This is a genomic window from Paenibacillus sp. FSL K6-4396 (assembly GCF_038002525.1).
Taxonomy (GTDB): domain Bacteria; phylum Bacillota; class Bacilli; order Paenibacillales; family Paenibacillaceae; genus Paenibacillus; species Paenibacillus amylolyticus_B.
The window spans coordinates 3,760,001-3,784,531 of record NZ_JBBOCR010000001.1 but is presented as its reverse complement, the minus strand read 5'-3'; the positions used below and the strand labels follow the sequence as shown (position 1 = coordinate 3,784,531).

At 44.0% G+C, this 24,531-nt stretch carries 19 protein-coding genes and 1 pseudogene; 4 read left to right on the top strand and 16 right to left on the bottom strand.

The genetic code is table 11. The features are described 5' to 3' along the window. Window positions 1-125: 125 nt before the first annotated feature. From MHB85_RS16375 to MHB85_RS16345, 7 genes are all read right to left on the bottom strand, one after another. Window positions 126-2,180, bottom strand: a complete 2,055-nt coding sequence (locus MHB85_RS16375; RefSeq protein ID WP_341073245.1) for an alpha-galactosidase — start codon at window positions 2,178-2,180, stop codon at window positions 126-128. A gap of 480 nt (window positions 2,181-2,660) precedes the next feature. Further along, a complete protein-coding gene (locus MHB85_RS16370) occupies window positions 2,661-3,230 on the bottom strand; it encodes a histidine phosphatase family protein (RefSeq protein ID WP_341073244.1) in 570 nt (189 codons plus the stop codon). A 353-nt stretch (window positions 3,231-3,583) separates the two neighbouring features. Beyond that, window positions 3,584-3,997, bottom strand: a complete 414-nt coding sequence (locus MHB85_RS16365) for a hypothetical protein (protein WP_181155434.1) — start codon at window positions 3,995-3,997, stop codon at window positions 3,584-3,586. Between the two features lie 238 nt (window positions 3,998-4,235). Next, a complete protein-coding gene (locus MHB85_RS16360) occupies window positions 4,236-6,284 on the bottom strand; it encodes a glycoside hydrolase family 16 protein (protein ID WP_341073243.1) in 2,049 nt (682 codons plus the stop codon). 153 nt (window positions 6,285-6,437) lie between these two features. Continuing rightward, complete coding sequence (locus MHB85_RS16355) at window positions 6,438-7,979, bottom strand: response regulator (RefSeq protein WP_341073242.1); 1,542 nt, start codon at window positions 7,977-7,979, stop codon at window positions 6,438-6,440. A gap of 3 nt (window positions 7,980-7,982) precedes the next feature. After that, on the bottom strand, window positions 7,983-9,821 hold the full coding sequence (locus tag MHB85_RS16350; RefSeq protein ID WP_341073240.1) for a sensor histidine kinase: 1,839 nt from the start codon (window positions 9,819-9,821) through the stop codon (window positions 7,983-7,985). Between the two features lie 74 nt (window positions 9,822-9,895). After that, window positions 9,896-11,548 (bottom strand): extracellular solute-binding protein, encoded by a 1,653-nt coding sequence (locus tag MHB85_RS16345; RefSeq protein ID WP_341074241.1) that lies wholly within the window; start codon window positions 11,546-11,548, stop codon window positions 9,896-9,898. 199 nt (window positions 11,549-11,747) lie between these two features. Between MHB85_RS16345 and MHB85_RS16340 the strand changes: the two genes are divergently transcribed. Further along, on the top strand, window positions 11,748-12,005 hold the full coding sequence (locus MHB85_RS16340; RefSeq protein ID WP_091020138.1) for a GlsB/YeaQ/YmgE family stress response membrane protein: 258 nt from the start codon (window positions 11,748-11,750) through the stop codon (window positions 12,003-12,005). A 485-nt stretch (window positions 12,006-12,490) separates the two neighbouring features. Here the strand turns inward: MHB85_RS16340 and MHB85_RS16335 are convergent, their stop codons facing one another. The 3 genes from MHB85_RS16335 to MHB85_RS16325 form a co-directional block, all read right to left on the bottom strand. Beyond that, entirely contained in the window at window positions 12,491-13,282 is a 792-nt protein-coding gene (locus MHB85_RS16335) for an SDR family oxidoreductase (protein ID WP_091020140.1), read from the bottom strand. Between the two features lie 407 nt (window positions 13,283-13,689). After that, window positions 13,690-14,136 (bottom strand): GNAT family N-acetyltransferase, encoded by a 447-nt coding sequence (locus MHB85_RS16330; RefSeq protein ID WP_091020142.1) that lies wholly within the window; start codon window positions 14,134-14,136, stop codon window positions 13,690-13,692. A 425-nt stretch (window positions 14,137-14,561) separates the two neighbouring features. Then, the gene (locus MHB85_RS16325; protein ID WP_091020144.1) at window positions 14,562-14,990 is read right to left on the bottom strand and encodes a MarR family winged helix-turn-helix transcriptional regulator; all 429 of its coding nucleotides are present in this window, start codon (window positions 14,988-14,990) and stop codon (window positions 14,562-14,564) included. A 169-nt stretch (window positions 14,991-15,159) separates the two neighbouring features. Between MHB85_RS16325 and MHB85_RS16320 the strand changes: the two genes are divergently transcribed. After that, window positions 15,160-16,470, top strand: a complete 1,311-nt coding sequence (locus tag MHB85_RS16320) for an amidohydrolase family protein (RefSeq protein WP_341074240.1) — start codon at window positions 15,160-15,162, stop codon at window positions 16,468-16,470. A gap of 228 nt (window positions 16,471-16,698) precedes the next feature. Here the strand turns inward: MHB85_RS16320 and MHB85_RS16315 are convergent. The 6 genes and pseudogenes from MHB85_RS16315 to MHB85_RS16290 form a co-directional block, all read right to left on the bottom strand. Beyond that, window positions 16,699-16,795 (bottom strand): annotated as a pseudogene (locus MHB85_RS16315) (IS200/IS605 family transposase); the annotation flags it as partial. A 240-nt stretch (window positions 16,796-17,035) separates the two neighbouring features. Then, a complete protein-coding gene (locus MHB85_RS16310) occupies window positions 17,036-17,365 on the bottom strand; it encodes a metal-sensitive transcriptional regulator (RefSeq protein WP_047843212.1) in 330 nt (109 codons plus the stop codon). Window positions 17,366-17,605: 240 nt separating this feature from the next. After that, on the bottom strand, window positions 17,606-18,493 hold the full coding sequence (locus MHB85_RS16305) for an RCC1 domain-containing protein (protein WP_341073239.1): 888 nt from the start codon (window positions 18,491-18,493) through the stop codon (window positions 17,606-17,608). A gap of 416 nt (window positions 18,494-18,909) precedes the next feature. Further along, window positions 18,910-19,278 (bottom strand): hypothetical protein, encoded by a 369-nt coding sequence (locus tag MHB85_RS16300; protein ID WP_091020147.1) that lies wholly within the window; start codon window positions 19,276-19,278, stop codon window positions 18,910-18,912. Then, on the bottom strand, window positions 19,262-19,630 hold the full coding sequence (locus MHB85_RS16295; RefSeq protein WP_091020148.1) for a YolD-like family protein: 369 nt from the start codon (window positions 19,628-19,630) through the stop codon (window positions 19,262-19,264). Before MHB85_RS16295 ends, MHB85_RS16300 begins: the two co-directional genes overlap by 17 nt. Next, window positions 19,627-20,844, bottom strand: coding sequence for a DNA polymerase IV (locus MHB85_RS16290; RefSeq protein ID WP_341074237.1), 1,218 nt, complete (start codon window positions 20,842-20,844; stop codon window positions 19,627-19,629). Before MHB85_RS16290 ends, MHB85_RS16295 begins: the two co-directional genes overlap by 4 nt. 323 nt (window positions 20,845-21,167) lie before the next feature. Between MHB85_RS16290 and MHB85_RS16285 the strand changes: the two genes are divergently transcribed. Further along, a complete protein-coding gene (locus MHB85_RS16285; protein ID WP_341073238.1) occupies window positions 21,168-22,898 on the top strand; it encodes a sensor histidine kinase in 1,731 nt (576 codons plus the stop codon). After that, the gene (locus MHB85_RS16280) at window positions 22,876-24,495 is read left to right on the top strand and encodes a response regulator (RefSeq protein ID WP_341073237.1); all 1,620 of its coding nucleotides are present in this window, start codon (window positions 22,876-22,878) and stop codon (window positions 24,493-24,495) included. Before MHB85_RS16285 ends, MHB85_RS16280 begins: the two co-directional genes overlap by 23 nt. Window positions 24,496-24,531: the final 36 nt, after the last annotated feature.

Sequence of the window (24,531 nt, the reverse complement as noted above, 5' to 3'; positions counted from 1 at the left end):
TATCTTTAGAAATAGACTCGTTCCCAAAATAGACAAACGCGCGATCTGTGAGATACATAAGCGCGCGTTTGACTTTGTTTTTATTTTAAAATGGAATCACGGCTTTGAATGGTCACCTCGCCCAGTCAGTTTCCCTTCACAGTCAATCTAAAGATTTTGGATTCCGCCGGTTCCAGTGAGACCGTGAGCTCTCCAGACGTTTCCCCTTGTGAGCCTTCCCACAGATCTTGCACATTGTATAGGGCATTGGCGTTTAGCCCTGCCCGTTTCAGCGAGATGGATTTCTCCGCAGCCTGTGCAGCATCAAAATTGAAGACGGCAAGAAAGAAACACTTCTCTTCCGGCGATTCCAGGACAAACACGTCAGAAGACAGCTTCCCATAATCACCTTCAACTGGACGGAAGGTTTTGCCCATACGAGCAACGTTCAAAATATCCTTGTTGCCAAGCCATTCTTTTGCTCGTTCGGCTGCTTCCTCTTTGCGGAAGTCATCCCCAAGCAAGAGCACCGTACCGGCAATAACTGAAGCGGTCAGACGACTGCGTCCTTCATGCCAGCCGGTAGCTTCCTGGTTGAAGCTTCTGTACAACACCGAATGATCAGGATCATTGTAGCGATAGAGCGTATTGCTCATCCACCAGCCATGTGTCAATGAGTTCAGCAGGTATTCCGTATCTGCAAGTGTACCGAAGACATCACAGGAGATACGGCGGCTGTGGGCAAAAGCATAAGGAAATAATGGAGCGATGGACAAGTTAATGAAAAACGGTCGTCCGATTACGTCTGGTGAGAGCTTATGCTGCAAATAAGACATGCCATAATGATAAGCCGCGATTCCTGTTGTAATATCCGGGTTGTGGTGCTGCCCTTCCAGTGCGCCATGCGCCAAGAAATCCAATTTGATATATTCGAAACCTTCCGAGATGAATTTGTCCGTGAACCAGTCAATCCTTTGCAGGTTTCCAGGATGTGTCGGGTCAATAGCCAGACCACCGTCTACATCCGGCAGGATCTCGCCCTCACCGTCACGCAGCAGGATATCAGCATAGGTGTATTTTCCGTTCGTTCCTTCGACTGTCTGACCGAACTGATCAGGCCCTCCCCAGAAGGCAAATGGGGTCCAGTAGGTGCCTGCTCTATGTCCGTTTTGCCGTACCCGGTCCAACGCACTCTTCATTTCTTCCGGCGTAAAATTGTCCCAGAACGCATCAAAGTTGATGTATAACGTATTCTCATTCTCGAATCCAAGCGGCTGTACTTCATTTTTTAGAAAATCGCTGGTCGCTGTATACAGATCATAGTCCAGATCACTCATGGCCGCAGACCAGCTGTTCCATCCGATCGGAACACCGCCCTCCCAAGGCAATTGAGCCTCAATCCAGGTATTCGCCTGACCGTAAGCTTCAAGACCTTCACGGTAGTCTTCATAGAACCCGACGAATACCAGGGGAGATTCCACTCTTTTTCCCTTCACATAACCATGAGGCTGGGAATCGCGAGTCAGTTCACTCACGGCACCACCGTACAGATCAAGTCCCTCAAGCTGTCCACTTTTTTCGCTTTGCATACGAATCCCTGTTTTCCATACTTTATGCGTAAGTGAACCCATCACAATTCCCCGGCGGCTCTGGGGCGCGAACAAGGCTGTCGCTTCGTAGCTTTCCACATCAAGCGGCGGCTTGACCACCGTATATCTGACCCATTTATCATTATCAAACGGAACGCATAGAATGCTTGGTTCATCTTGGCCGGATTCTCCGCCAAGGGATATGGTTTTGGATTGGATGACAGCCATGCGATTCGCCTTAAGCTCTTCATCACCTGCTACAGCGGTCTGCACCAGTACATACGGTGAGGATTCATACATATAGAAATGCTGCTCCAGTTGCGGCAGCAACGAGGCTGTATGCAGAACAATCAAACGGATGCCTTTTCCAAAACCTTCTCGAACAATATCTCCCTGTGTCGTTAGCTCATGGTTCTGATAATGATCCGTGCTATATTCCCGGCCCTGCCAGCGAAAAGCACTACGAATGCCCTTCACATGGGAAGAATGATTGCCGATGCATGACACTTCACCATTTTCAAGATTAATCTCCAGGCTCACGTGCCCATTTGTAACGCTTACAAGATTATTATCCTGTTGCTGCACTTGTACGGCTGTATCGCTAGTTAGCATTATGTGCCTCCTTATTGTTGCATGCTGTGCCCTGAGCGGAGCCGGTTATGTCTCTCCTGCCCAAGTCTGCCCTCATTATAAAGACCGAATAGAGTAGTTTCCATGCAACAATCTTCCGATACATGACGCGATTTAACTCAACTCAAGCGTTATCACAATTGATCTTCACCTCTTTGCACACAGCCCCTGGAAGAGGCAACGAAGTTGCGGTCGATCTGAAATGAAGGATGTGCGCCAAGAAGATTCGGATCTAGAACAGGCTCGAGCCCGTGCTCTCGTCTTCCCGTCGCTCAAGGTAGGTTCTGGCGACGACAAATCAGCTTTTTAGTATTTCAGTTATAAAAAAAGACCCATCGCCCTTACTTAGTTAATCAACTAATCGGCAATGGGAACATATTCTTGTTTTCGAGACTTCTTCTAGGAGCTCATCTTTAACGATGCATTGCTTGGCCTATGCTGTTTTCAATAACAGCTAAAGATTTATAAATGTTTAGTGCAATTATACAGCGAACAGTTCCATCGCGATTGCCCTGTATTAAGCAGGGTAATCGATGTATTCAAGAGACTTTCTGTCATGTCGACATGGGGTACGAGTCTCTTCAGAGTCATTCCAAGGAATGCACCGTGACTCACAATTAATATTTTCTGGTCTGGGTGTCTTAATGATATGTCGGTAAGGCACTGCTTTCCTCTTTTTACAATCTCATCGTTTGATTCGATACCAAGATCTAGTCTGAACCATCCATATCCCCACCGTTTGACGCGTTCCTGTTCTGTCGTTCCTTCTATAAGTCCACAGTTCATTTCTCTTAAGCGCGGGTCTGTTCTCACTTCAATATTCTTGATCTTACCGATGATTTCCGCTGTTTCAAGTGCTCTGGACAAATCACTAGAATAAATATAGTCCCAATGTTCCATGCCAATTCTTTTGGACAATAGTTCAGCTTGGTTTCGACCTCTCTCATTAAGCGGAATATCGGAATGGCCTTGTGTTCGATATTCATCGTTCCAATCCGTGACTCCATGTCGGATCAATCCTAGCGTAGTCATTTATATCCCTCTTTTCCTACGTATTTATGTAAGTCGCTTTAATCTTGTCCATCCACACTCGCTGCCAAGTATCATGATTCTGTGTATTTATTTCAATACTTTAATTGGAGCTGAGATCACTTGGGAATTATTAATCTCTCTAAGATGCAGTATTCACTCTATTAAGCGTCAACTATTTTCAGCCTATCATATTCCTTACATATTCAGAGCACTTCTGGACGAATTCATGTAACTTATTCAAGTCTACACATCGTTTTTCCATCAGTGGGTTATCCCAATCATAATCTTTAATTACCATCACAGCAAACTCCTTCCCATACCACCCAACATCAATAATAATATTTGTTCCACAATTATACCTGACTTGAAAAATATCTTCTTGATCCAAGAACAGGAATCAGTTTGCCGAGCTTGCTCTGCGACATCTGTTCGAGCATGCAGTCCACCAAACCGTATGCGTGCTTCTGAAGTTCCGACATATACCACACCCCACGAGCGAGCCTCACCAAATGGTTGAAGCCGATTAGCCTTACGTAGTAATCAACAACTAACTTCTGGTCCACCGGCGTAGAGTTACATTTACGAATGCTTCTGCGCTCCCTGATCAATTCCGCCAGACTCAAATGCTGAGGGATTTTCTCGATGCTTTCTCGCTGGGCGATACTTAGGAAATGCTCAATTTCTGTATTCTTGTGGTTCTCATATACATGTAAAAGACGAATAAATTGGTCATGAAGCAACTGTTTTGTTCGATCTTTTGAAGTCATCTTGTGATCGCTCCTTAATTTACTGGTGAACAAAATAGCATGAATGATAATTATTATCAACTTCATTCTTTGACATTACAACATCACTTTACAATTCAGGACAGAGAACTGTACTCTGTCCTCATTCTGACCATATTAATCCATATGCTCAAGCTCGCGCAGACTAATGAACAATAAAAAACCGTTGATCATCTGAATCAGATCAACGGTTTTTTTAATTATGGAAACAGCTGTTTTATTACTGTTCTTTATACACGCGTACATAATCCACTTGCATAGTCGCCGGGATATCGGAGGCGTTCGGGATACGGCCGCCGTCAAAGTTTCCGCCGACTGCCAGGTTCATAATGAGGTAGAACGGCTCATCGAAAGGTGCATTCGGATTATTCGGTGCAGCTGCGGAATACCACTGCTCGTTAGTGACTTTATAGAAAAACTTGCCGTCTACATACCATTTAATGTTGTCCTCTTCCCAGACTACCGAGTATACATGATAATCGTTGGCAATAGTTTGCCCTGCCGGGAAGTGATAATCGCCGCCCGAATACTGGTTCCCGGGCCATTGTCCACCAAAGTGTATGGTACCGCTTACTGATCCAGGCAGACGGCCTCTCGCTTCCATAACATCAATTTCACCTGATGCAGCCCAAGTGCCGTATACCGAGTCTTGTGGAAGCATCCACAGTGCTGGCCATACACCGTCACCTGTAGGAAGCTTGGCACGAAAATCGACTCTGCCGTACTTCAAGGACAGTTTATCCTTGGTGTTAATCTTTCCAGAAGAATACTGTGCATATCGATTAGGGTCTTGCAGGAAAGATTTGCTGTCGTTCATGGCTTTGATATTCAGCTTTCCGTCCTGTACATATACATTTTGGGTGCTGTTCGTGTAGTGCTGTAGCTCTGCATTACCCCACCCCCATGTACCGGGATCGTTGTTGAGATAATATCCTGTTTCATAGTTCCATTTACTTGTATCCAGCGTAGTTCCGTTAAACTCATCCTGCCAGATGAGGTTCATGCCCGCGATAGCCGGGTTGGTTGGCGTTCCGATGGAGATATCCTCTTGATCGGATACATCCGGACGCGGAGCATTGGGATTGCCGATAAAGGTATAGTTGACGAAGTTGTTGCCAATATTTCCGCCCGCCTGACCGTTCAGTGGATAGCCGATACGAATCTGCATATTTTCCTGGATTGGCTGGAACCAAAGGCCATAGACGTAATCGGCCCAGTATCCCCACTGGTTGGCATCGGACATATTGTTGTACCCATTACCGGAGTATGCAAATTTGCTCTGGCTGGAGTTACTCATATCAAGCCATTGTCCATTGATGTTAATTTGGTATACAAAATTGCCCAGTTCCTTGGCGATTGGTGCCCCCCCATCAATTTTCGGAAGCGGAACCCCAATGGAACCATTCGCATCTGCTGTGAAGGTTGTTCCTTCGTATGGCGTAATGACATATGAATTTCTTGTAGGTTCATTAAACGTAATGGTATAAACAAGGTTAACCGAAGAAGTCTTTGATTCCAATTTGACATTGATCGACTCCGTTACGTTAAACCAGTACCCACCGCCGCCATCCGTGAATTGGCCAAAATTTTGATCGTAGATCCAGCCGCTGGCTGCGTTATTTTCAATATCAATCCAGGTGCTGCTGTTTACAGGTTTGACATACACCTTCAAATCATCCGCAACAGCTTCATAAGTGACCGCAGGATTGTTGTTGAACGTTGGATATGTAAAGCCTGCACCGCCTGTGAAACTTGCTGTGATCTGTGGACCTTGTGTTGCATTCATCGCTGTAATGGTTGTTTTGTTGATGTTTTGGAATACAAGTTGATACTCCAGCTTAACACCATTCGCTTTGGAGTACAGTTGAATCTCGGTTGTTGCGGAGAGGGTGAACCAATAGCCAGTGAAGCCGCCATCGTTCCAGTGCCCCCAGTTTTGGTTATAGATATAACCGCCTGCCTGGTCGATATCAACCCAGTTGTTGCCCACTTTTACATTAACGCCTACATCACTGTAAACATCATTCCATGTCGCGGAGCCCCCATTGAACTTAGGCATAACAAATCCGTAGCTGGCCTTGCCAACCCCTGATTTTGAAATAACAGGCCCGTCTGCGGGTGAGAAGTACTCCATTGAGGTTACGGTAGTTCCCGCTGCCTGAACCTTTGAAGCTGGCAGTATGCCAACACTAGTCAGCATCACAACCACAAGCAACATACCGAGTACCTTTTTCATAAACCGTTTCTCCCTAAAGTGAGATGGATTCATAATTGCCCTCCTTTAATAGAATAATAACTTCTCCCAATCCATGCGCATTAAGGAAATCGCTTACATGAAGGGATATCTTTATTCTATCGAATAGGTTAATTCGCTGAAAAGGTACAATTGTTTTTGTGGTATCCCATTTTTTTGGCTTTTGATTCAATCTGCCTTCTGCCGCATCATCTGTCGGTACTCTGTGGGTTGGATCTGCATCACATGTCGGAACGCCCGTGTAAAGCTTTTGTAGCTTTCATATCCAACCATAGCAGCCACCTCAACAATTTTATGATCAGTTTCGGCGAGAAGCCGCCGTGCTTTATCCAGACGCACATCTCGTAGGTATTCAGCAAAACCTTTACCCATATTCTTCTTAAACAGATTTGAAAAATAAGCATAATTAAGCGATACATGATTGGATACCATCGCAAGGTCCAGCGGTTTATGGTAACTCTCGTGTATATAACGAATGGCTTCATTTAGATCCTGCGAATGGCGATAGCTGCACTTATAGTCATAATAGAATTGATTCAGCCGGAGCAGCTGCTGTTGCAATGCTTGTATATAATCACGGATCCCTTGATAATCAAAGAGATTACGCAATGATTCAAGGTCCAGCTCGTCTTCCCCCATATAAGGACGGATAACTCGTTCGTATTCCTCCATCATCTGAACGGTGGCGGCGCAGAGCTGTTGGGTATAGCGAATAGGATAGCGTTGCAGCACCTTTTTGTGAAATAGTGCAGAAATACCCTGAGTAATTATTCCACTGTTATCTGTTCCAACTGATTGGAAGAGTCCATACAAGTCTTCATAGGGAAGTTGCCACTGCTGCTCCATGTGCTCAATATGTGCTGGGAAGATACTGCACTGATCAGGAAACAAGTAACTGTGGCGATAGAGTTCAAGTACTTGGTTATAGCTGTCTGGTAGTTCTTTTAATCCCTGAATCGGATTAGTCATGGCCGTTATGGCATTGATATTTCCTTCCTTTAGCGCTGTAGGATAAACACTTGGATCTATGGACGCATCCACCGCAAGGATCAGGTATGGGCGATGTTGCAGGCAAATACAACCTTGTCTGCCAAACACACGATAAGCAATGGATTCCATACTATGGGTGCTGCTGGCTCCGGGCTGGTTAATGCCAACTTCTTCCCTCAGCAGGGCTAGGCGATAATTACACCATAATGCATCATTTTGTTCCTCAATCTGAAGAATCCATGCGTCATCACTTAACGCACCTTGCATAAACATTCTTAATTCTTTACTCTCGGTCTCTTGGGCGAGACGGGATACATGCTGCATATTATGCGTAAGTGCCTGCCGTGTCTGAATCTCTTGCCATACATGCTCCAGGGAATTTTGCAGATCCTCTCGCTTCAAAGGTTTTAGCAAGTAGCCCTTTGCCCCAAGCCCGATCGCTTTTTGGGCATATGTAAAATCACTATAACCGCTGATAATGAGGTATTCCACATCCATGTATTCCTCTTTGCTTTGAGCCATGAGTGCCAACCCATCCATATCCGGCATCCTGATATCGGTAATAACGATGTGAATGCAATGCTGCCGCAATAGGCACAGCGCCTCAATCCCGCTCGCGGCACAATATATGTTGTTCAGTTCCAGAGGAAATTGATGCAGCATGGCCTGCAGGCCGTCACGAATGTGTTTTTGATCGTCCACAATGAGGATATTAATCATGCTCTACCACCCTCCAAGATTTACATTTTCCCAAGGCAAGCGTATCGTTACAGAGGTGTATGCACCTTGCACACTATCAATCCAAAGACCGCAATTCTTGCCATAATGAAGCTGCAACCGCTTATTCACGTTTTCCAAACCAAGTCCACTTCTGCTAGTAACCATCGGCGTATCCGATTCGCTTCGCAGTACTGCCTGAAGACGGTGTAACATCTCAGGCTCTAACCCCTCTCCGTCGTCTCTTATGTTAATGAATAGCAGACTGTCATTCTCCACAGAAAAGGTAATATCTATAGATACGCTACCGCCTGAAGGTGCCCCGTGATGAACAACATTTTCAACGATGGGTTGCATACACATCTTGGGAATGGCGTAGCGAAGTATCTCCTGCGGAAGATCTGCCGTCATAACGATATTGCCGCCTTCCATGAAGTTGATAAATTCAATATAACTTTGGATATTGGCAAGCTCCTCACGAACAGCAACGGTATCACTACGCCACTGCATGCTGTAGCGCAGCTGCGAGCCCAACGACACCAATGAATTGGCTATAGCAGGCTGCCTCTGTACCTCTGCCACCATCCGGATCGATTCCAGGGCGTTATATAAAAAATGGGAGTTAATCTGCGAATGCAGGGAGTGTAACTGTGCGTTTTTGGCAATTAACTGCTTATCCACGACCTGTGTCATTAAACGTTTGACCTCATGTAACATTTTATTGTAATTCACCGCCACCTCATCGATTTCATCTCCTCTTTCGTTCTCATCAAGGCCTGTATCAATTATTGCATCCAACTCGCCTTTCCGTACCTGACGCATTGAAACGAGTACGCTGTCCAATCGCCGGAAAATACGCCGCGTCGTTTGGGATACGAGTAGCATAAATAGCAGCAATACACATAATGTAATCGTTACCACAAATGCATACCAACTGCGCGGTCCCTTCATCAATGCCTGATGGGAAGCAATATCGACTGCATAAGTGTTCAACGGAGCGATGTATCGATACAATACATAGTAACTCTGATCTCCCACCCTGACCTGAAGTGGGCTTTCCTGCGGCGATATATCCAGCTGGCGATGAATACTGCCAAGGATCTCCTCCATCCCCAGCCCGTACTTCTCAGAAAACTCATGCTGGGGATTGTAAACATACTGGGGAGGATTACTTTCGTTCATCAACACCGAAAAGAAGTCCCCCTTGTTCTCCTGTAGCAGGTCGCTGAAAAACATGCTGTGGGGAACGCGCACTTCCATAATGCTAGGGCGTTTTTGTTCCTGCCCTTGAAGGCGAACCAGACGATAGTAGGATAAGGTGTGTTCGCCATCTCTAAAAGAAAATAAGCGGTAAGCCGCGCCACCTTCATCCCGAAGCTTTACCCAATAATCCTGCGGCGAAAATTTCTTGTAATGATAGATTTCAGGCCAGATTTCATACAAGTTTGGGTTATCAACGTAAAAGCTAAGCTCACTGATCATCGCATTGCTTTGAATGATATTGAGCATTTGCTCATACTGGTTTTGCTTGAACTTTACCAGACGCAGTCCATCCACAATCATATTGGAATGAATAAAATCCACAAATGACTTTTGAGTGAGGGCTGTATTGGAAACGTTCTCAATCATGTCCATTCTTCTGCGTAATTGTTCATTCAGCCATGAAACGTGGCTGTTGCCCGTTGCCATAGCGTCCTTATATAACTGGTTTTCTTGCATACGGATATACACAAAGGATATCAAAATAACAGGTATCGCAATCATCAGGCTAAATGCCAGAAACAGCTTTTGGGATATACGGGCATTGCGATAATGCTTCCTCAATCTCGTCAGCAGGTATTTCATTATGATGTATTCACCACCTTTGTCATACCCTATATTACTAGTTATCTCGTAGATAACGATGTATTAGGGAATGGTTATCTGGCTATCTTGGATTTTCGCAGCTCCAGTTCAGCCTGGCGATATTCCATCACCTGGTTAAAGCCGTAGTTCACACGACGTATCAGAAAATTTTCGAAAATTTTGTCAAAGGCAGCTTCATCCTTCGCTGTAATCAGTTCTGGCAGCACTTCTTCCCAATTCTGAGAAATACGTGACCAGGCTAACGCTATATCGGAATCTCCTACAGGATCGAGTCCCTTATAGATGCCGCTGTCCAGATCGGCGTGTTGGTTAGCGAACGCCTCCATTTGCTTAATGGACGGAGTATGCTCTGGTCTCCACGGGTTAACGAAAGCAGGGTTTCGCAGCATCCAGTAGGTATCCATAATGCCATATTCCTTTTCCAGCCGCTCCCGATCCGTGTCATGCAACTGGACCATTGCCGCCGTCAACCGGGGTTTGCCGTTCTCCATCGTCCAGGTTTCACCTTCTTTGCCCAAAAATAAATCCCTTTGGCCTTCTTCGCTGGCCAGATAGGTCAAAAAACGGATGGCACGTTCAGGGTTTTTCGTGGACCTGCTAATCATCGTAACCATCCAGCCATCCATGCTGCCGGGGAACAGTTTGGCGGATTCTCCCCTGCTGCTCCGGGGTCCATCTACAGCAATATAGGTTGAACTCTGATTCGTAAGGACTTCCAATTTCGAATTGAGGTCCGATATGTCTGTCCATTCCCGAATCATCATAAAATATTGGGCATGGTTGGTTTTATCCTGCACCTGTGCACTGGAGTCGACCAGAAAATCAACATTAATCAGGCCCTGCTCGTAAGCGGTACGAAATGTTTTCAGCCACTCGATATAATCGGGATCTGTCATTCGATCATATACTTTACCGTTCTGCTCATGGGGGATTACAAGCAGATTTTGCAAATATTCGGTCATCCCATAGGATGCATTCCCCTGTGCCCAAAATGGACTGATCAGCTGTCCTTTATAAACTGAATATTGAGTCTTTAGCAACTGTAGTGCATTTAGAAAACCTTTCGGCGTGCTAAGGTCCGGTTTGCCCATCGATTCATACAGATCTTTACGTACGAGAAAGGTTTGGTTCGCTCCCGTCAAGCCGGTTGAACGCATCTGTTCGGGACTGTATGCATCATTAGGAATGACATAGGTATGCCCGTCTTCCTGCCGATACCACTGTAGAGCACCATCACCTGCTACCTTGTAAAAGTAAGGATCATACTGGTTGGCGAGCTCATCCAGGGCATAGATGAGATTACTCTCTCGAAGTTTGTTAACCGCACTCTCCCAAGAGCCGATGGTTATCAAATCCGGCAGACTACCGGTCGTCAACATCCGTGATAACATCTCGCTTGGTTCACCAGTAGGTACTTCAAATTCGATATTGACCCCTGTTTTTTGGGTGACATATTTGGAAGCCAGGCTTTCACCCCAAGTGTGCCCGTACCATTCGGCCCCAACGAACCACGTTAGATTGACGGGTGTGGTATCCAGCTTCCATGACGGTTCTTCCAGATTCAGATTGAGGCTCTGCATTTCTTCTGTGAAGTCAGCCTTTGTCGAAGCACCCTTATCTTCCGATTGCTCTGACTCAGAACAAGCAGCCAAGCCTGACATCAGACACATCATCAACAAGGCTAAAATAAAAGGACTTCGAAACATGAACACCTAAGCGCCTCCTTTCTATACTCGCCATCTCCAATCCCCATCTGAACCAGCATTCATACGAGTGGTGGTACAACCGATTTTACTACCCTTGGATTAAAATGGAAATGGTTTCGTGGTCAATTCTCAGATCATCCGCAACATTCCCCCTAACGAAACATAACTTGTAATAAATCAATGGAAGGGAGGCCAATTCGTGTATCTAATCTGGATACTTATTGTCGGTGGGCTGATTGGCTGGTTAAGTGGAAATCTGATTGGACGGGACGTGCCGGGAGGCGTACTCGGAAATATCATTGCTGGTTTTATTGGATCATGGTTAGGATATGAACTGTTGGGTCCGAGGGGGCCGGTAGTGGGTGGATTTCATATCATACCCGCGATCGTGGGGTCAATCATTGCTCTCTTGATTTTCTATGCGCTGGCACGCGGTGGAGCGTTCCGAAGACGTTAACAGGCGGAGTACCAGATCATCTTGAAAATTTCTGACAGGGGCAGGTACGACGAGATTTGTATCTTTAACCAAAGCTTCAAGCCAGATAAGCTCTGATGCGACATTCCCTTTTGAGTGAATGGAAATCGTTGAGATATGGAATTTGATAAGATACTTTTGATTATCATCGTTGGTCTGAACTTGAAATGTAACATTATCACTCATTCCGAGATACACAAGTTTTTCCCAAATGATTGGGTATTGATGTAAAGCTTCTTTCGCTACCTTCGCATAATCTTCCTCAGAAAGCATAGTATCCACTCCAGTTAGTGTGATTTTTACTTCACAATTCTACCAAGCAGACTTTATTTTCTGGTGATAAAAGTTGATTATAACTAAACTTTACTGCTCAGTAATTGAATAAAGCCGCCGATCCTGTTGATCGGCGGCTTTATTTGGTTTTATGGAACTATTGTATCCCGTGCGTTAATGAACTGTTTTCCTAATTAAAACCCACCTCTAGAATGGATGATTTGTCCGGTGATCCATTGGGAATCGTCGCTTGCCAGAAAAGCAATCAGACGGGATACATCTTCAGGAAGACCGATCCTGCCCATCGGAAATCCCGGTAGCAAGGCTTTTTTCACTTCTTCTGACATCCAACCCGTATCGGTAGGACCGGGATCAACAGCATTCACAGTAATGTGAAAAGGAGCTAGTTCAGCAGACAGACATTCGGTAAAGGTGGAGACGGCGCCTTTTGTTGCGGCATAAGCGAGATTGCCAGGCATCGGCCCCTTACCCTGACCGGACGTAAGGTTGATGATCCGGCCGCTGTTAAGGGCCTGATGGCCGGCCAGTTCAACCTCCAGCATACGCGCAAATTCGGCCGATAGCATGAACGTACCTCGAATGTTCATGGCACAGTGCGCATCGATCAGTGATGCAGTCAATTGACGGAAATCAGCTGATACGCTGTACGTAGCGTTGTTGACGAGAATGGTCGGCAGCCCGACAGCCGACCGGCACGCATCAAGCACTCGCGCTGGAGAAGTGGGATCGGTAAGATCGACCTCCATATGCGCTGCCTTAATGCCATAAGAGCGAAGTTCTTCAGCGAAGAGATCCGGCCAGTTCTTGTCGGCATCTCCCGGATTCTCTGTCTTATCGTAATCGTACAGATGGGTATAGAACACATTAGCGCCTTCGTGTGCCAACGTGCGGCAGACGGCAGTTCCGATCCCTCCAGGGCGGCTTGTGCCTGTCACGATAGCGGTTTTTCCATGTAGTTTGGTCATTTTATTTCCTCCGTTTAATAAGGGAGGGAGAAATCCATTTTTCATTGGAGATGGAATTATCCTAGGTATAACAAAAACGGATACATCAAGTATCCGCGCCCGGGTTTGATCAAACGGTTCCTCGCGTCCCTTGAATGATTGCAGATCGGCATCACAAACGAGGCGTGTGGTAATAACCAAAACACCAAGTCGAGCGATCCAGTTTAGATAATCATTACAAGGAATTCCACATTGTCCAGCGAGTCCCCTTTCCTACATCTCCACTTCAAATATTACGAGTCAGACTCAATTACTGTCAAGATAATAAATACATGGGATTACAGTTCCAGTGAATATGGTTGGGTGGTCAAGCATCCAGCTAACCTGCAGACTGTTCACTTTTTTGAATGTAACTTTATATTCGATTTTTACAACTTCAATTCATATCGTATATCAGGTAAATTCTCTTCATTTTCTTGTCCTCTACCAGTGATTTCAAAACCATTATTCTCATAAAATCTTTGGGCATTTTTATTAACTTCAAATGTATATAAAGTTAATTTTCCATTTGCTTGTGCTTTTGCTTTATTAAGCAAGGTTCGCCCTATTCCATTCCCTTGATAATCAATATGAATATAAAGTTGGCTTATCTCAGTTTCACTATAGGCAATCATTCCAACTACTTTTTCATCAATTAAGGCTAAATCTATTTGATACTGTTTAGATAGTATATGATTTAAAAAATATAGATGGTTTTCGAAGCTATGGTTTTCAGCCTGACGAATTGCCCGTTCCTTACTATCTCTCCACATTTTCACTGTATGTTCAGCATACTTGGGATCATAGTTAGATACTTTAATTTCAAGTTTTTTCATTAATATACCTCCTTAAATAGAAAGATTTTCAAACGATGAAGTATTTACTCTATTAAGTGTCAACTATCTTCATCCTATTATTTCCCTTACATATTTAGAGCACTCTTGGACCAAGTTATGTAAATTATTCGAGGTGTAAGCAATAATTCTTGGTGAGAAATCAATGTCATCAAACATTAATGATGCTCCTCTCACTTTTATTTTTAAATATTGCAGTTTTTGTATGTCTCATAATCCAAACGACCATCCCCCGGTGGAATACCGAGAAACGGTCGTAGCGTAAATTTCGTCTTTTTGTCTACTTGACAGGATTATGACCATAAATAGTGACTTTCACTGAACTAATGTTCTTGTCCTTATACAATTTTTTCTAGACAATATTAAATCAGTGTTCTGGCCACCAGTTACCTCTGCCTGCCCTTCTGTTATATGCGTTCATTAATTCTGATCAATAATTTCTTTAAGATTTGCTTCTCCTCGTCATTAAGGGCTTGAACGATTTCATCCTCCACTTTTTGAAATGAGTTATTGAAGTCTTCAATCAAGTCAACCGCTTTTGGTAATACATAAATATTTTTTTGCCGTTCATTATTGGTCGGGATTTTACGTTCGATGAAACCTTTTTGCTCTAGACCTTGAAGCATGCTTGTAACGCTTGCCCCACGCAGATGGAACCGATCTGCAAGATCCTTTTGAATAATATGATTATCTTGATTCTCATAAATATAATCAATTACTTTTCCTTGTTGAGAACTTAATCCTAACTCTTTTATACTCTCATCCGCTCTTTTCTTTAACTTAAGACCGATAATTTGAAACAATTCCATAAAAGGCGTATCTTCTCGGGAATGCATGACCGTCCATCGTCCCCTCCGTAATTGTTAGGAATCTAATTGTAAGTAGCTAAAATATACAGTGATCCCAATAGGCTTGTCAAATAAACATTAGACTATTGACTGTTAGATACCTAACAGTTATACTCCGAAGTGTTGAATCACAAACACATTAGGAGGATTTTTTATGATGGAGAAATTAAATCAAAATGCTGGGTTAGAAGAAATTACGGCGATTACAAATGTACGGATCTTTGATGGATATCAAATTATTGCTCCCAGACATATTGTCATAAAAGGGGTGTCCATTATCTCAGTGGGCGGAGACATCCCGAGCGATGCAACAATTATCGATGGAGAAAATGCGACATTAATACCTGGTCTCATTGATGCACATGTTCATACCTCAATTGGCGGATTACGAGATGCCTTAAAATTCGGTGTTACAACAGAACTTGAAATGAACGGCGATTTTACTAAAAGAGGGCGCGAAATTCAGCTTAAAAATGTGGATGACATCGCAGACGTCCGATCTGCTGGTACAGCGATTACCGCTCCTGGTGGGCACCCAGATGAATTACTGCCTGATGGAGATGAAATACCTGAATTCGTATTAAAGGAACTAGAGAAGTTATCGGAGGAAGACCGGGAAGCAATGTTGGCCGCCTACGCTCACGATCACGACGAAATACCTCAAGTGACGACGGTTGAAGAAGCGATCAAACATGTGCATACCCAAGTGGAGAATGGATCTGACTATATTAAGATCATGATTGAAGAGGGAACGGTCATGGGTGCACCTGGCCTGCCTGTTCTAAGTGACGAGATTCTAAAAACAGCTGTTACTGAAGCCCACAAATTTGATAAGTTGGTTATTGCCCACGTCTTGACGGCTCTTTCATCGAAAGCAGCCATCGATTTTGGAGTCGACGGTTTGGGCCACTTGTTTATCGACAGACCCGAGAACACGTCCGAATTGGTCAAATCCATAGCTGATTCTGGAGCTTTTGTTACACCGTGCTTGGTGTTGAATTCATCGATTATAGGTAATCCGGCATCAGAATTGGCTAATGATCCACGAGTTCATTCCAAATTAAGTCCAGATTGGATCGATATCTTGAACTCAAGCTTCAATACGTTCCCACAAGGCAATATGGAGAACAGCTTTAAAAATGTGATGGATCTTCACCGTGCCGGAGTTGATATTCTTGTAGGGACGGATGTCGCACCGGTTCCCGTTCCGAACCTTGGGGGCCTTGCTCATGGGGCCAGTGTTCACCACGAAATGCAGCTGCTGGTGAAGGCTGGGTTAACTCCGATCGAAGCTCTTCAGTCAGCTACTTCCAAACCGGCCAGTTGCTTTGGTCTACATGATCGTGGCCGGATTACCGAAGGTGCACGTGCTGATCTTATTCTCATTAACGGTGATCCGATCACTAATATTTCAGATACCTTGTCAATCAAATCTGTGTGGTTCAATGGTTCGCAAAAACTAGGCTAAAACTAGTAGTTTATATTTCCTAATTGTAAAATCACTAAGAAGAGGGAGTGCAAAATGCAGTCCCTCTTCGACTTTAATCTATTTATCCATCTACTAATTTTTTTGAACGATGCCCAGCGAAAATGAGTTGCAATTAGATCCCCTTCTGCTACCAGCTCCTTAGTGGAAGGCGTTAATTTTGTTAATATAGTCATTTAGAGTACTTTCTATAACTGTTCTTACATAGTATCTATAGATTTCTTTCCGTCTATACTTCGGGGTGAATACAATGTGGGATTTACACATCCACTTTTGTGTGAGCTAGGCTGCAGCTCTTGTTTGCCACCCTAGACCATTCCTTCACCCAGCCTGAACATCTAATTTTATCGGAACGGTCTTGGTGATCAAACCTCAGGTTCCTCCACCCGCATAGCGGGTGGTTTTTTGTTTCGCGCGTTATACGCACTCAATGGGCTAAAGCCATAAAACAAAAAAGCCGCTATAATAGCGACTCAACGGGAGCATATTCTTGTTCCTGACATTCTTTTTGCCTGAATACAACAAGAGGTACCTGTAATATTCTAGCTTATTTAATTAACTTATTTACAGTGATCATCAGTTCATCCAAAACTTTGTGATCGCCCTCTGAAATCCGTTCAATGACACAGCTTTTCATATGATGTTCCAAAAGCTGCTTTCCTACTCCATTCAACGCGGATTGAATGGAGGCAATTTGGTGCAATACGTCATCACAATACGTGTCCTTCTCAATCATTCCTTTTACTCCACGCACTTGCCCTTCAATCCGATTCAACCGGCTAATTAACTTTCGCTTTGTACTCTCCGAATGATGGCTTTTCCGCTCGTTTGAAGATGTATGGTCACATGAGGCGGCCTCAAGTATCGTATCATCCAAGTAGATCAACTCCTTTATTAACACATTACCATCCCCCCCCTACCCTATATGGACTATCTTTCTCGTTAGATCAATGAATTTATGGAGAGAAGAACCGATTATTTATACGCTGATTGGTAATCGGACCATGTTCTTGTCCTTGATTTGGGAATAAAACTTGTACCGATAAAACAAAAAAGCCGCTAAAATAGCGACTTCAATGGGACCATGATCTAGTCCCTCGATATGAAATTCCTTTATTTATTGTTGAATGATACTCCATCCGCTTACATCACATTGTCCATAATCATTATCACCCACAGCAACCATCGTACCATCCGATTTTAGTCCAATCGTATGGGCACAGCCCGCCGAAACAGCTCTAATGTCATGCCAGCCACTTACATCACATTGGTGATGTTTATTCGAACCCACAGCAACCATCGTACCATCAGACTTAAGACCAACGGTATGATAACTCCCCGCTGCTACTGCTACAATATCGCGCCAACCGCTTACGCCGCATTCACCTTCATTATTTCTTCCCACAGCCACTACCGTGCCATCCGATTTGAGCCCAACCGTATGAAGATACCCCGCCGAAACAGCTAATATGTCGCCCCAGTCGTGTACGTTACATTGGTTATACTTATTGTTACCAACCGCTGTTAGCGTTCCGTCTATTTTTAGACCGACTGTATGCCAGTCACCCGTCGTGACCGATACAATATCATGCCAGCTGCTCACGTTGCATTCCCCTTCATTATTTCGCCCCATCGCAACCACGGTGCCATCTGATTTAACCCCAACCGTACGGCACCAACCTGCCGAAACGGTTACGATATCGCGCCATTCGCTTACATTGCATTGGTCATGCTTATTCCAACCTATAGCTGTTACCGTACCATCAGATTTAAGACCAACGGTATGTGCATTACCGGTGTTCGTAGCCATATGAACATTACCAGCCGCAACTGCGACAATATGGCACCAATCGCTTACCTTACATTGACCATATTTATTATCACCCGCAGCTGTTACTGTTCCGTCAGATTTAAGAGCAACGGTATGACGACGACCCGCCGCTATGGTACAGTTACGGAGCCGTTTCGTCTCAAACACTGCTTCCTTCCTTGAATTGTAGTCCATATCATTCTCCCCTTTAAAAATTAAACTCCTCCATTGTTCAACGGTAAGTCATAACGTTTTGCGTTCATATCTTTCACAGAAAACATGCTCAAGAGGACATCAACATATTACTCTTATTCAACGTTGTATGTAATAATCTTGGCTGTCAAGATAACGGAACCTCGCCGTACTAATCCAGGTATGTTGGTATCACCCTTCTGAAGGATTCATCCTTGTTTTATATGGATAAATGTATCTGCCGCGTGATTTCTCTCATTTTATATGTTTAATATGCCAATGCAAAATTTTGAGACAAAAATACCGACCCTTCAATTTCAAAGGTCGGTTTACCCAAATCGGGAGAAGAAAACAATGGTTATAGCTGTATTATATCCGCCCCATGACGTTATATACTGTATTCTGCTCAAACTCTATGTTTATGTTGGCATATCAGTAATATCAACGCTCATATGTTCCGTAAGCATTAAGGTCACATCCACTTTCACTTTGCTCCACAATAATGTCATTTTGTGAAGGTAACCTCTTACCGAATAATTTACTGTTAAACTCAGCTCGGATCTCTCCTCTTCAATGATTTTTATATGATGTTCCTTTAAACTTTGTTTTGATTTGTACATCTCTAAAGCAATTTTCTTTTGGGTACCGTCCAGGTAATCAATATACACCGATTTCATTTTAAAGTTTGAAGCGTATATTTTATGCTTATCTACCTCCAGAGCACCTAAAAGATACGGAAGCTCTACCAGCCTCTTTACGAGTGCAAGTTCCTCAGAAGTTTGTCTCACCGTACACACCTCCTCCTTCTTCAAACTTTACAGTGACCAATTGATCAAAATCGACCCATTCAAATCCATTATCCATTTCAATTTTTATTTTTTTTCCAAAGGCGCTGACTGAAGTGACGATTCCGTGTATATACCGATTGCCTGACTCATTAAACACTTCAAAGGTGGCTTGCAACGTATAGTTGAGGGACATATCTATATGTTGAGCAATAATCTCCCACTCATCTTCATGAATCAGTGGTTTCGCTTGATGATGAATTTGAGTACGATGCTGTATAATTCGTTCTTTATGTTGTGGAAGCATCATGCGGCTCGATTCCCATAATCCATTGGCCTCCAGTTTTTTGCTCATTTGTAATGCCCCCCAATTTTAGATGCTCTATCAATCGCTTGACCCGCAGCCGTAATGGAGCTCGCTCGAAGAATGGCAATGTCGCCATATCGATCCTTAATGTTGTCCATCACCTGATCAATGGCTCGTTTCTGCTCTTGATCATCAAAGAAAGATAGTTGATATGTATCCGCGTTGGATAATTGAGACAGGGATACGCCTACACGGCGCACAGGTTGCCCATCCCAATGTTGATGGAATATGCGTTTGGCGATCTTGCACAAATCAACGGTTATGTTTGTAGGATCAGACAGTTTAACTTGCCTGTGAAAACCAGTGGGGTGATCAAAATCTGCTCCCGATACACTCACAGATATGACACTACCCATCAGCCCTTTTTTACGGGCTCTTCTGCACACTTCTGTACAGATATCGAGAATAACCACTTCGATCTCCCATGCTTCTGTGAAATCCCTAGGCAGGGTCATTCCGTTTCCGATATCCTTTTGTGTGCTGTGTGTGTTGACGGTTACCGGCGAATTGTCGAGTCCATTGGCGACTCTCCAGATGACTTCTCCATTAACACCCCACTTGCTTCTTAATTTGGAAAGAGGCGTATTCGCCAGGTCTTTAATGGTTCGGATACCCATCTTCCACAGATGTTTTTCCATTCTTGAGCCAATCCCCCACATATCGCGGATGGGCTTATCTCCAATGTGAAGATGCAACTCCTCTTTCTTTAAGTGAAAAATGCCACCCTCCGCTTTTTTAGCAATCATATCGCAGCACAATTTACTGATAATTTTGTTTTCACCAATTCCTGCTCTTGCATAAACCCCTGTTTCATTATAGATTTTGTCTTGAATTTGTTTGGCCAGATCGACTGGATCATTACCAAATAGATGCATAGACCCTGTAACATCAGCAAATAATTCGTCTATACTGTATGGCTCGACCAGATCGGTGAATTCCTCAATAATGGACATGATCTGAGTGGAAACTTCGATATATTCTTGCATGTGAGGTTTTACAATGATCAGTTCAGGGCATTTCTGAAGAGACTGCCAGAGTGGTTCCGCGGTAGATACACCTTTAGCTTTGGCCAACGGACAAGCGGCAAGGATAATGCCAGAACGTCTTGCTGGATCGCCTGCAACGGCGAGTGGTTTATTTTTGTATTGGGGCATTTTTGCCTTTTCGACTGAAGCATAAAAACTCTGCATATCAATGAGCATAATGGTTCGCTGCTTAGTCCACACTGAAATCACTCCTGTACATTTAAGAACGTATGTTTCTATATATTATAAACCGAACATGTGTTCTTTATGCAAGAGGTAAATATTTATATTTGGCATAGGACCATCGAATTCGGAGCGTCCGATTTATACAAACCCCATTTACTATAGAATTACGCAGCTCCAGGGTTCAGATCGTTGACATCCACCTTTAAGTGGTGTCTTCTGTAAGCCCCTTGTCCTCATGTTCCCTCCCCTTATAAAGCTAGATATTGTAGAATAAAGCTAGAGATGATCGTTCTTATTCTACAGGAGGAAATGACATGTTGAAGGAAAAGTGTCCCACAGAGAACGGCTCTATTTTTTCAAAGCTGGCACTCGGTCTAGTTTTGATGTTTATGCTGATTGTACTGATCTTCTGGTGGATCTATCGATTAAATGTGGGAGATATTCAACGAGAGTTAGAAAAGAATAAATTGGGCGAAGTGCGATTCATGTCCTCCCAGCTATCGAATCAATTTGAGCAGGTATTAATGAATGCGCTAACATTATCAGAGGATCAATCCGTCAGAGGTTATACATATGTTCTTCATTACGGAAATGATTTTGCTAAATACAAGGCCAAGCTGGAGCTCATTGAGAAGCTGGCATTAAACAGTGCTTCCACCTCATGGAACAATACCATTATTTTGTATTATCCGGATCAAAAGGACACGGTATCTTCTGATCCCCAGTTTTCATTTCGATCATTCTCCATGTCCAAAGATCCGCTCGATCAATGGATATTACATATGAACAAGGATGGTACAGGTTATTATTCACATCTCACCAAGGGACATCGAGGGCCGATGTATATCGAGATCAGGATCTCATTAGATGTTTTGCAGAAAATGATGTCTGATTATACATCCGGAACACCGATGCTGTATGATTCCCATTTTAAAACAGCCATTCGAGGTTCAGGCTCCCTTGAACTTGCCCAGGCTGATGCTCAGGTTGTTCCACAGCTCAGAAATGACAGAGGTTTCTTTGAAATCTCCTTTCAGGACAGGAATTACTTCATCACTTATATGAAAGCAAGTATTCTGGATTTGTACTTTATCGACTATCATCCAACCAATCAGCTTCAGCAATCAATTTCACGTAACAATACGCTGTTTGTGCTGGCACTTGTAGCCCTGCTGCTTCTTTCGCTTTTGTACATCTTGGCTCTGCGTAATCAGATTCAACAACCCATTATTCGGTTGCGTAAAGCGATCGACCGGTTTGACCGGGGAGATTTCTCCAGCCGTGTCGACGAAACTCAAATTATGGAATTTAAAATCCTGGGTCGATCGTTCAACCGAATGGCTGAGAATACGCAGACATTAATTGAGCAGGTCCTTATTGGAGAACTTTCCGTCAAAGAGGCCAGACTCAAGCAGTATCAGGCTCAGATCAATCCCCATTTCCTATACAACTGTCTCAACTATATCCAGAGCAAATCGAGTGTAAAGGATTATGAATCGGTCACAGCCATGACCTTGGAGCTGGCTTCCTACTGCCGTTATATTCATCGTATTGAAGATATGGATTCGACGCTGGGTGAAGAGCTTCGTTTTGTGAATCATTACATGTCCATTATTCATATGCGAAAAAAAACGATCACTTTTGATATCGATGTACCCAAAGAGCTTCTCTCGGTCCGTATCCCTCGTATGATTTTGCAGCCACTCGTTGAAAATGGGGTCAAACATGGGATTGAACCCTCCATGGGTTCAGGGAAAATTACGATTCGCGCGGAGCAGGACCATGAGGTCATCCGTATCATCGTTGCAGATAATGGTGTGGGCATGCCGGAAGAGCGACTGTCACTGAGCTGCAAACACATGAATGAACTAACCCGCCCAGAGGAACAGATCGGAACAGGAGTTCGAAATGTCAATCAGCGAATCAGACTCACATATGGTAAACGATCGGGCTTGTCCGTTCAATCCAGCTTATATGAAGGTACCCTGTGCATCATTACTATACATAAGGAGGATATTGCAGATGCATCAGATTCTGTTAGTTGACGATGAATCCTATGTGATTGACGATCTTGAGATCTCATTTCCATGGGATGAATATCGGATCGAGCGTATTCACAAAGCATATTCCGGAATGCAGGCTTTATCCATTCTGGATGAACAGACCGTAGATATCGTGATTACCGATATTTCAATGCCGGTGATGAACGGACTTGAGCTGATTCGGCAGATCAAGGCGGCTAAACCCAACCTGCCCTGTATTTTGCTCACCGGTTATGCCGAGTTCGAGTATGCGAAAGAAGCGACCAGACACGGGGTTGTTGAATATTTGCTAAAACCGCTTGATGTCGAAAAACTGGCGGCATGTCTGGAAAAGACGGTGCTGTCCATTGAGCAGCAAATCCGTAGAGCCTTGTCCTATGAACAGGCGATGAACTCGTTTCGCGAGCACCTGCCTTCGTTGAAGGACAGGCTGCTGAATCAGTTGATTGAAGGTAATCGTTATGCAGAAGATGCTTTGAACGACAAGTTGGCACACTATCATCTGCCCTTCCATGCCGAAGATGAAGTTCAACTCGTTCTGGTACGCCTGGAAGAACATTTTACCAGGCATACAACGAGCAGCTTGCAGTTGTTTGAGTATGCCGTGACCAACATCGCATGTGAGTTATACAACACAGCTTTTCATACCTGGCATTGTCGTGATCATTACGATTATCTGGTTTTCTTGTTAAAGTTAAGTCACAGTAAGCAATTGCCGGAGCAGGATCAGCTGGAGGATCAGAATCAGGGTCTCACGCATATCTCCTCCCTACAGCTGCATCATAATGTCAATGAATATCTGAAAGGTGGCATTTCCGTCATCCTGAGCCAGAAGGGTAAACTCCAGCATGATATCCGGGACATGTATGAGCAAGCCCAGTCCGCTCTGAAAAAGCAGGTAGGTAACGGTACAGGGTACTTCCTTTCCCTTCAGGAAAGCTATCGTCCTGTGTCCATTCGTTCCTTGCATATATTATATGAACCACCAACCTTCAATTATTTGCTTGAAACGGGACAATGGGAAGTATTCAAAGAACGTCTCCACCGAATTGAGACTGGGTATAGCACGCTGCCTGAACAAACTGAAGAACATCTGGATGAGATTCAGATTATATTGTTATCGGCTTTTCATTACATTGCCCACAAAAATCATGCGCTGTTATCCGATTTGGTCGGAAACGAATGGGTTCCGCGTATGCCTTTTCGGTCTGTATCCCAACTTACAGATTGGGCTGAAAACATGCTTGATCGGCTGCGAACGAAGCTGGAGGAACAGTCTTTAGATGAGCAACATGATGTCATACATCAGATCAAGACGTTTGTTTCTGCCAATCTGCACTCCCTCAGTCTCCAATCGATCGCGGATCATGTATCCTTGCATCCGGTTTATGTCTCCAAGCTGTTCAAACAAATTCAAGGCATCAGCTTGAGTGAGTACATTCTAAGTGTCAAGATGGATCTTGCCCTCTACCTGCTTAATCATTCGCAGGATAAGGTATATGAGATTTCCGATAAACTGGGCTACGCCAACTCCCAATACTTCATCAAGGTGTTTCGCGATAAATTCGGTATGACGCCCCAGGATTACCGTGAGCAATAAAGTTAAAAAACCGCACTTCACGTACACAGGTAAATG

What these genes read in the sequence shown, in the direction of transcription:
- MHB85_RS16285 (WP_341073238.1), top strand. Translation starts at nt 21,168, where the DNA reads ATGTTGAAGGAAAAGTGTCCCACAGAGAACGGCTCTATTTTTTCAAAG.
- MHB85_RS16365 (WP_181155434.1), bottom strand. Translation starts at nt 3,997, where the DNA reads ATGACTTCAAAAGATCGAACAAAACAGTTGCTTCATGACCAATTTATT.
- MHB85_RS16370 (WP_341073244.1), bottom strand. Translation starts at nt 3,230, where the DNA reads ATGACTACGCTAGGATTGATCCGACATGGAGTCACGGATTGGAACGAT.
- MHB85_RS16375 (WP_341073245.1), bottom strand. Translation starts at nt 2,180, where the DNA reads ATGCTAACTAGCGATACAGCCGTACAAGTGCAGCAACAGGATAATAAT.
- MHB85_RS16335 (WP_091020140.1), bottom strand. Translation starts at nt 13,282, where the DNA reads ATGACCAAACTACATGGAAAAACCGCTATCGTGACAGGCACAAGCCGC.
- MHB85_RS16345 (WP_341074241.1), bottom strand. Translation starts at nt 11,548, where the DNA reads ATGTTTCGAAGTCCTTTTATTTTAGCCTTGTTGATGATGTGTCTGATG.
- MHB85_RS16280 (WP_341073237.1), top strand. Translation starts at nt 22,876, where the DNA reads ATGCATCAGATTCTGTTAGTTGACGATGAATCCTATGTGATTGACGAT.
- MHB85_RS16320 (WP_341074240.1), top strand. Translation starts at nt 15,160, where the DNA reads ATGGAGAAATTAAATCAAAATGCTGGGTTAGAAGAAATTACGGCGATT.
- MHB85_RS16325 (WP_091020144.1), bottom strand. Translation starts at nt 14,990, where the DNA reads ATGCATTCCCGAGAAGATACGCCTTTTATGGAATTGTTTCAAATTATC.
- MHB85_RS16290 (WP_341074237.1), bottom strand. Translation starts at nt 20,844, where the DNA reads ATGCTCATTGATATGCAGAGTTTTTATGCTTCAGTCGAAAAGGCAAAA.
- MHB85_RS16295 (WP_091020148.1), bottom strand. Translation starts at nt 19,630, where the DNA reads ATGAGCAAAAAACTGGAGGCCAATGGATTATGGGAATCGAGCCGCATG.
- MHB85_RS16350 (WP_341073240.1), bottom strand. Translation starts at nt 9,821, where the DNA reads ATGAAATACCTGCTGACGAGATTGAGGAAGCATTATCGCAATGCCCGT.
- MHB85_RS16355 (WP_341073242.1), bottom strand. Translation starts at nt 7,979, where the DNA reads ATGATTAATATCCTCATTGTGGACGATCAAAAACACATTCGTGACGGC.
- MHB85_RS16305 (WP_341073239.1), bottom strand. Translation starts at nt 18,493, where the DNA reads ATGGACTACAATTCAAGGAAGGAAGCAGTGTTTGAGACGAAACGGCTC.
- MHB85_RS16360 (WP_341073243.1), bottom strand. Translation starts at nt 6,284, where the DNA reads ATGAATCCATCTCACTTTAGGGAGAAACGGTTTATGAAAAAGGTACTC.
- MHB85_RS16330 (WP_091020142.1), bottom strand. Translation starts at nt 14,136, where the DNA reads ATGAAAAAACTTGAAATTAAAGTATCTAACTATGATCCCAAGTATGCT.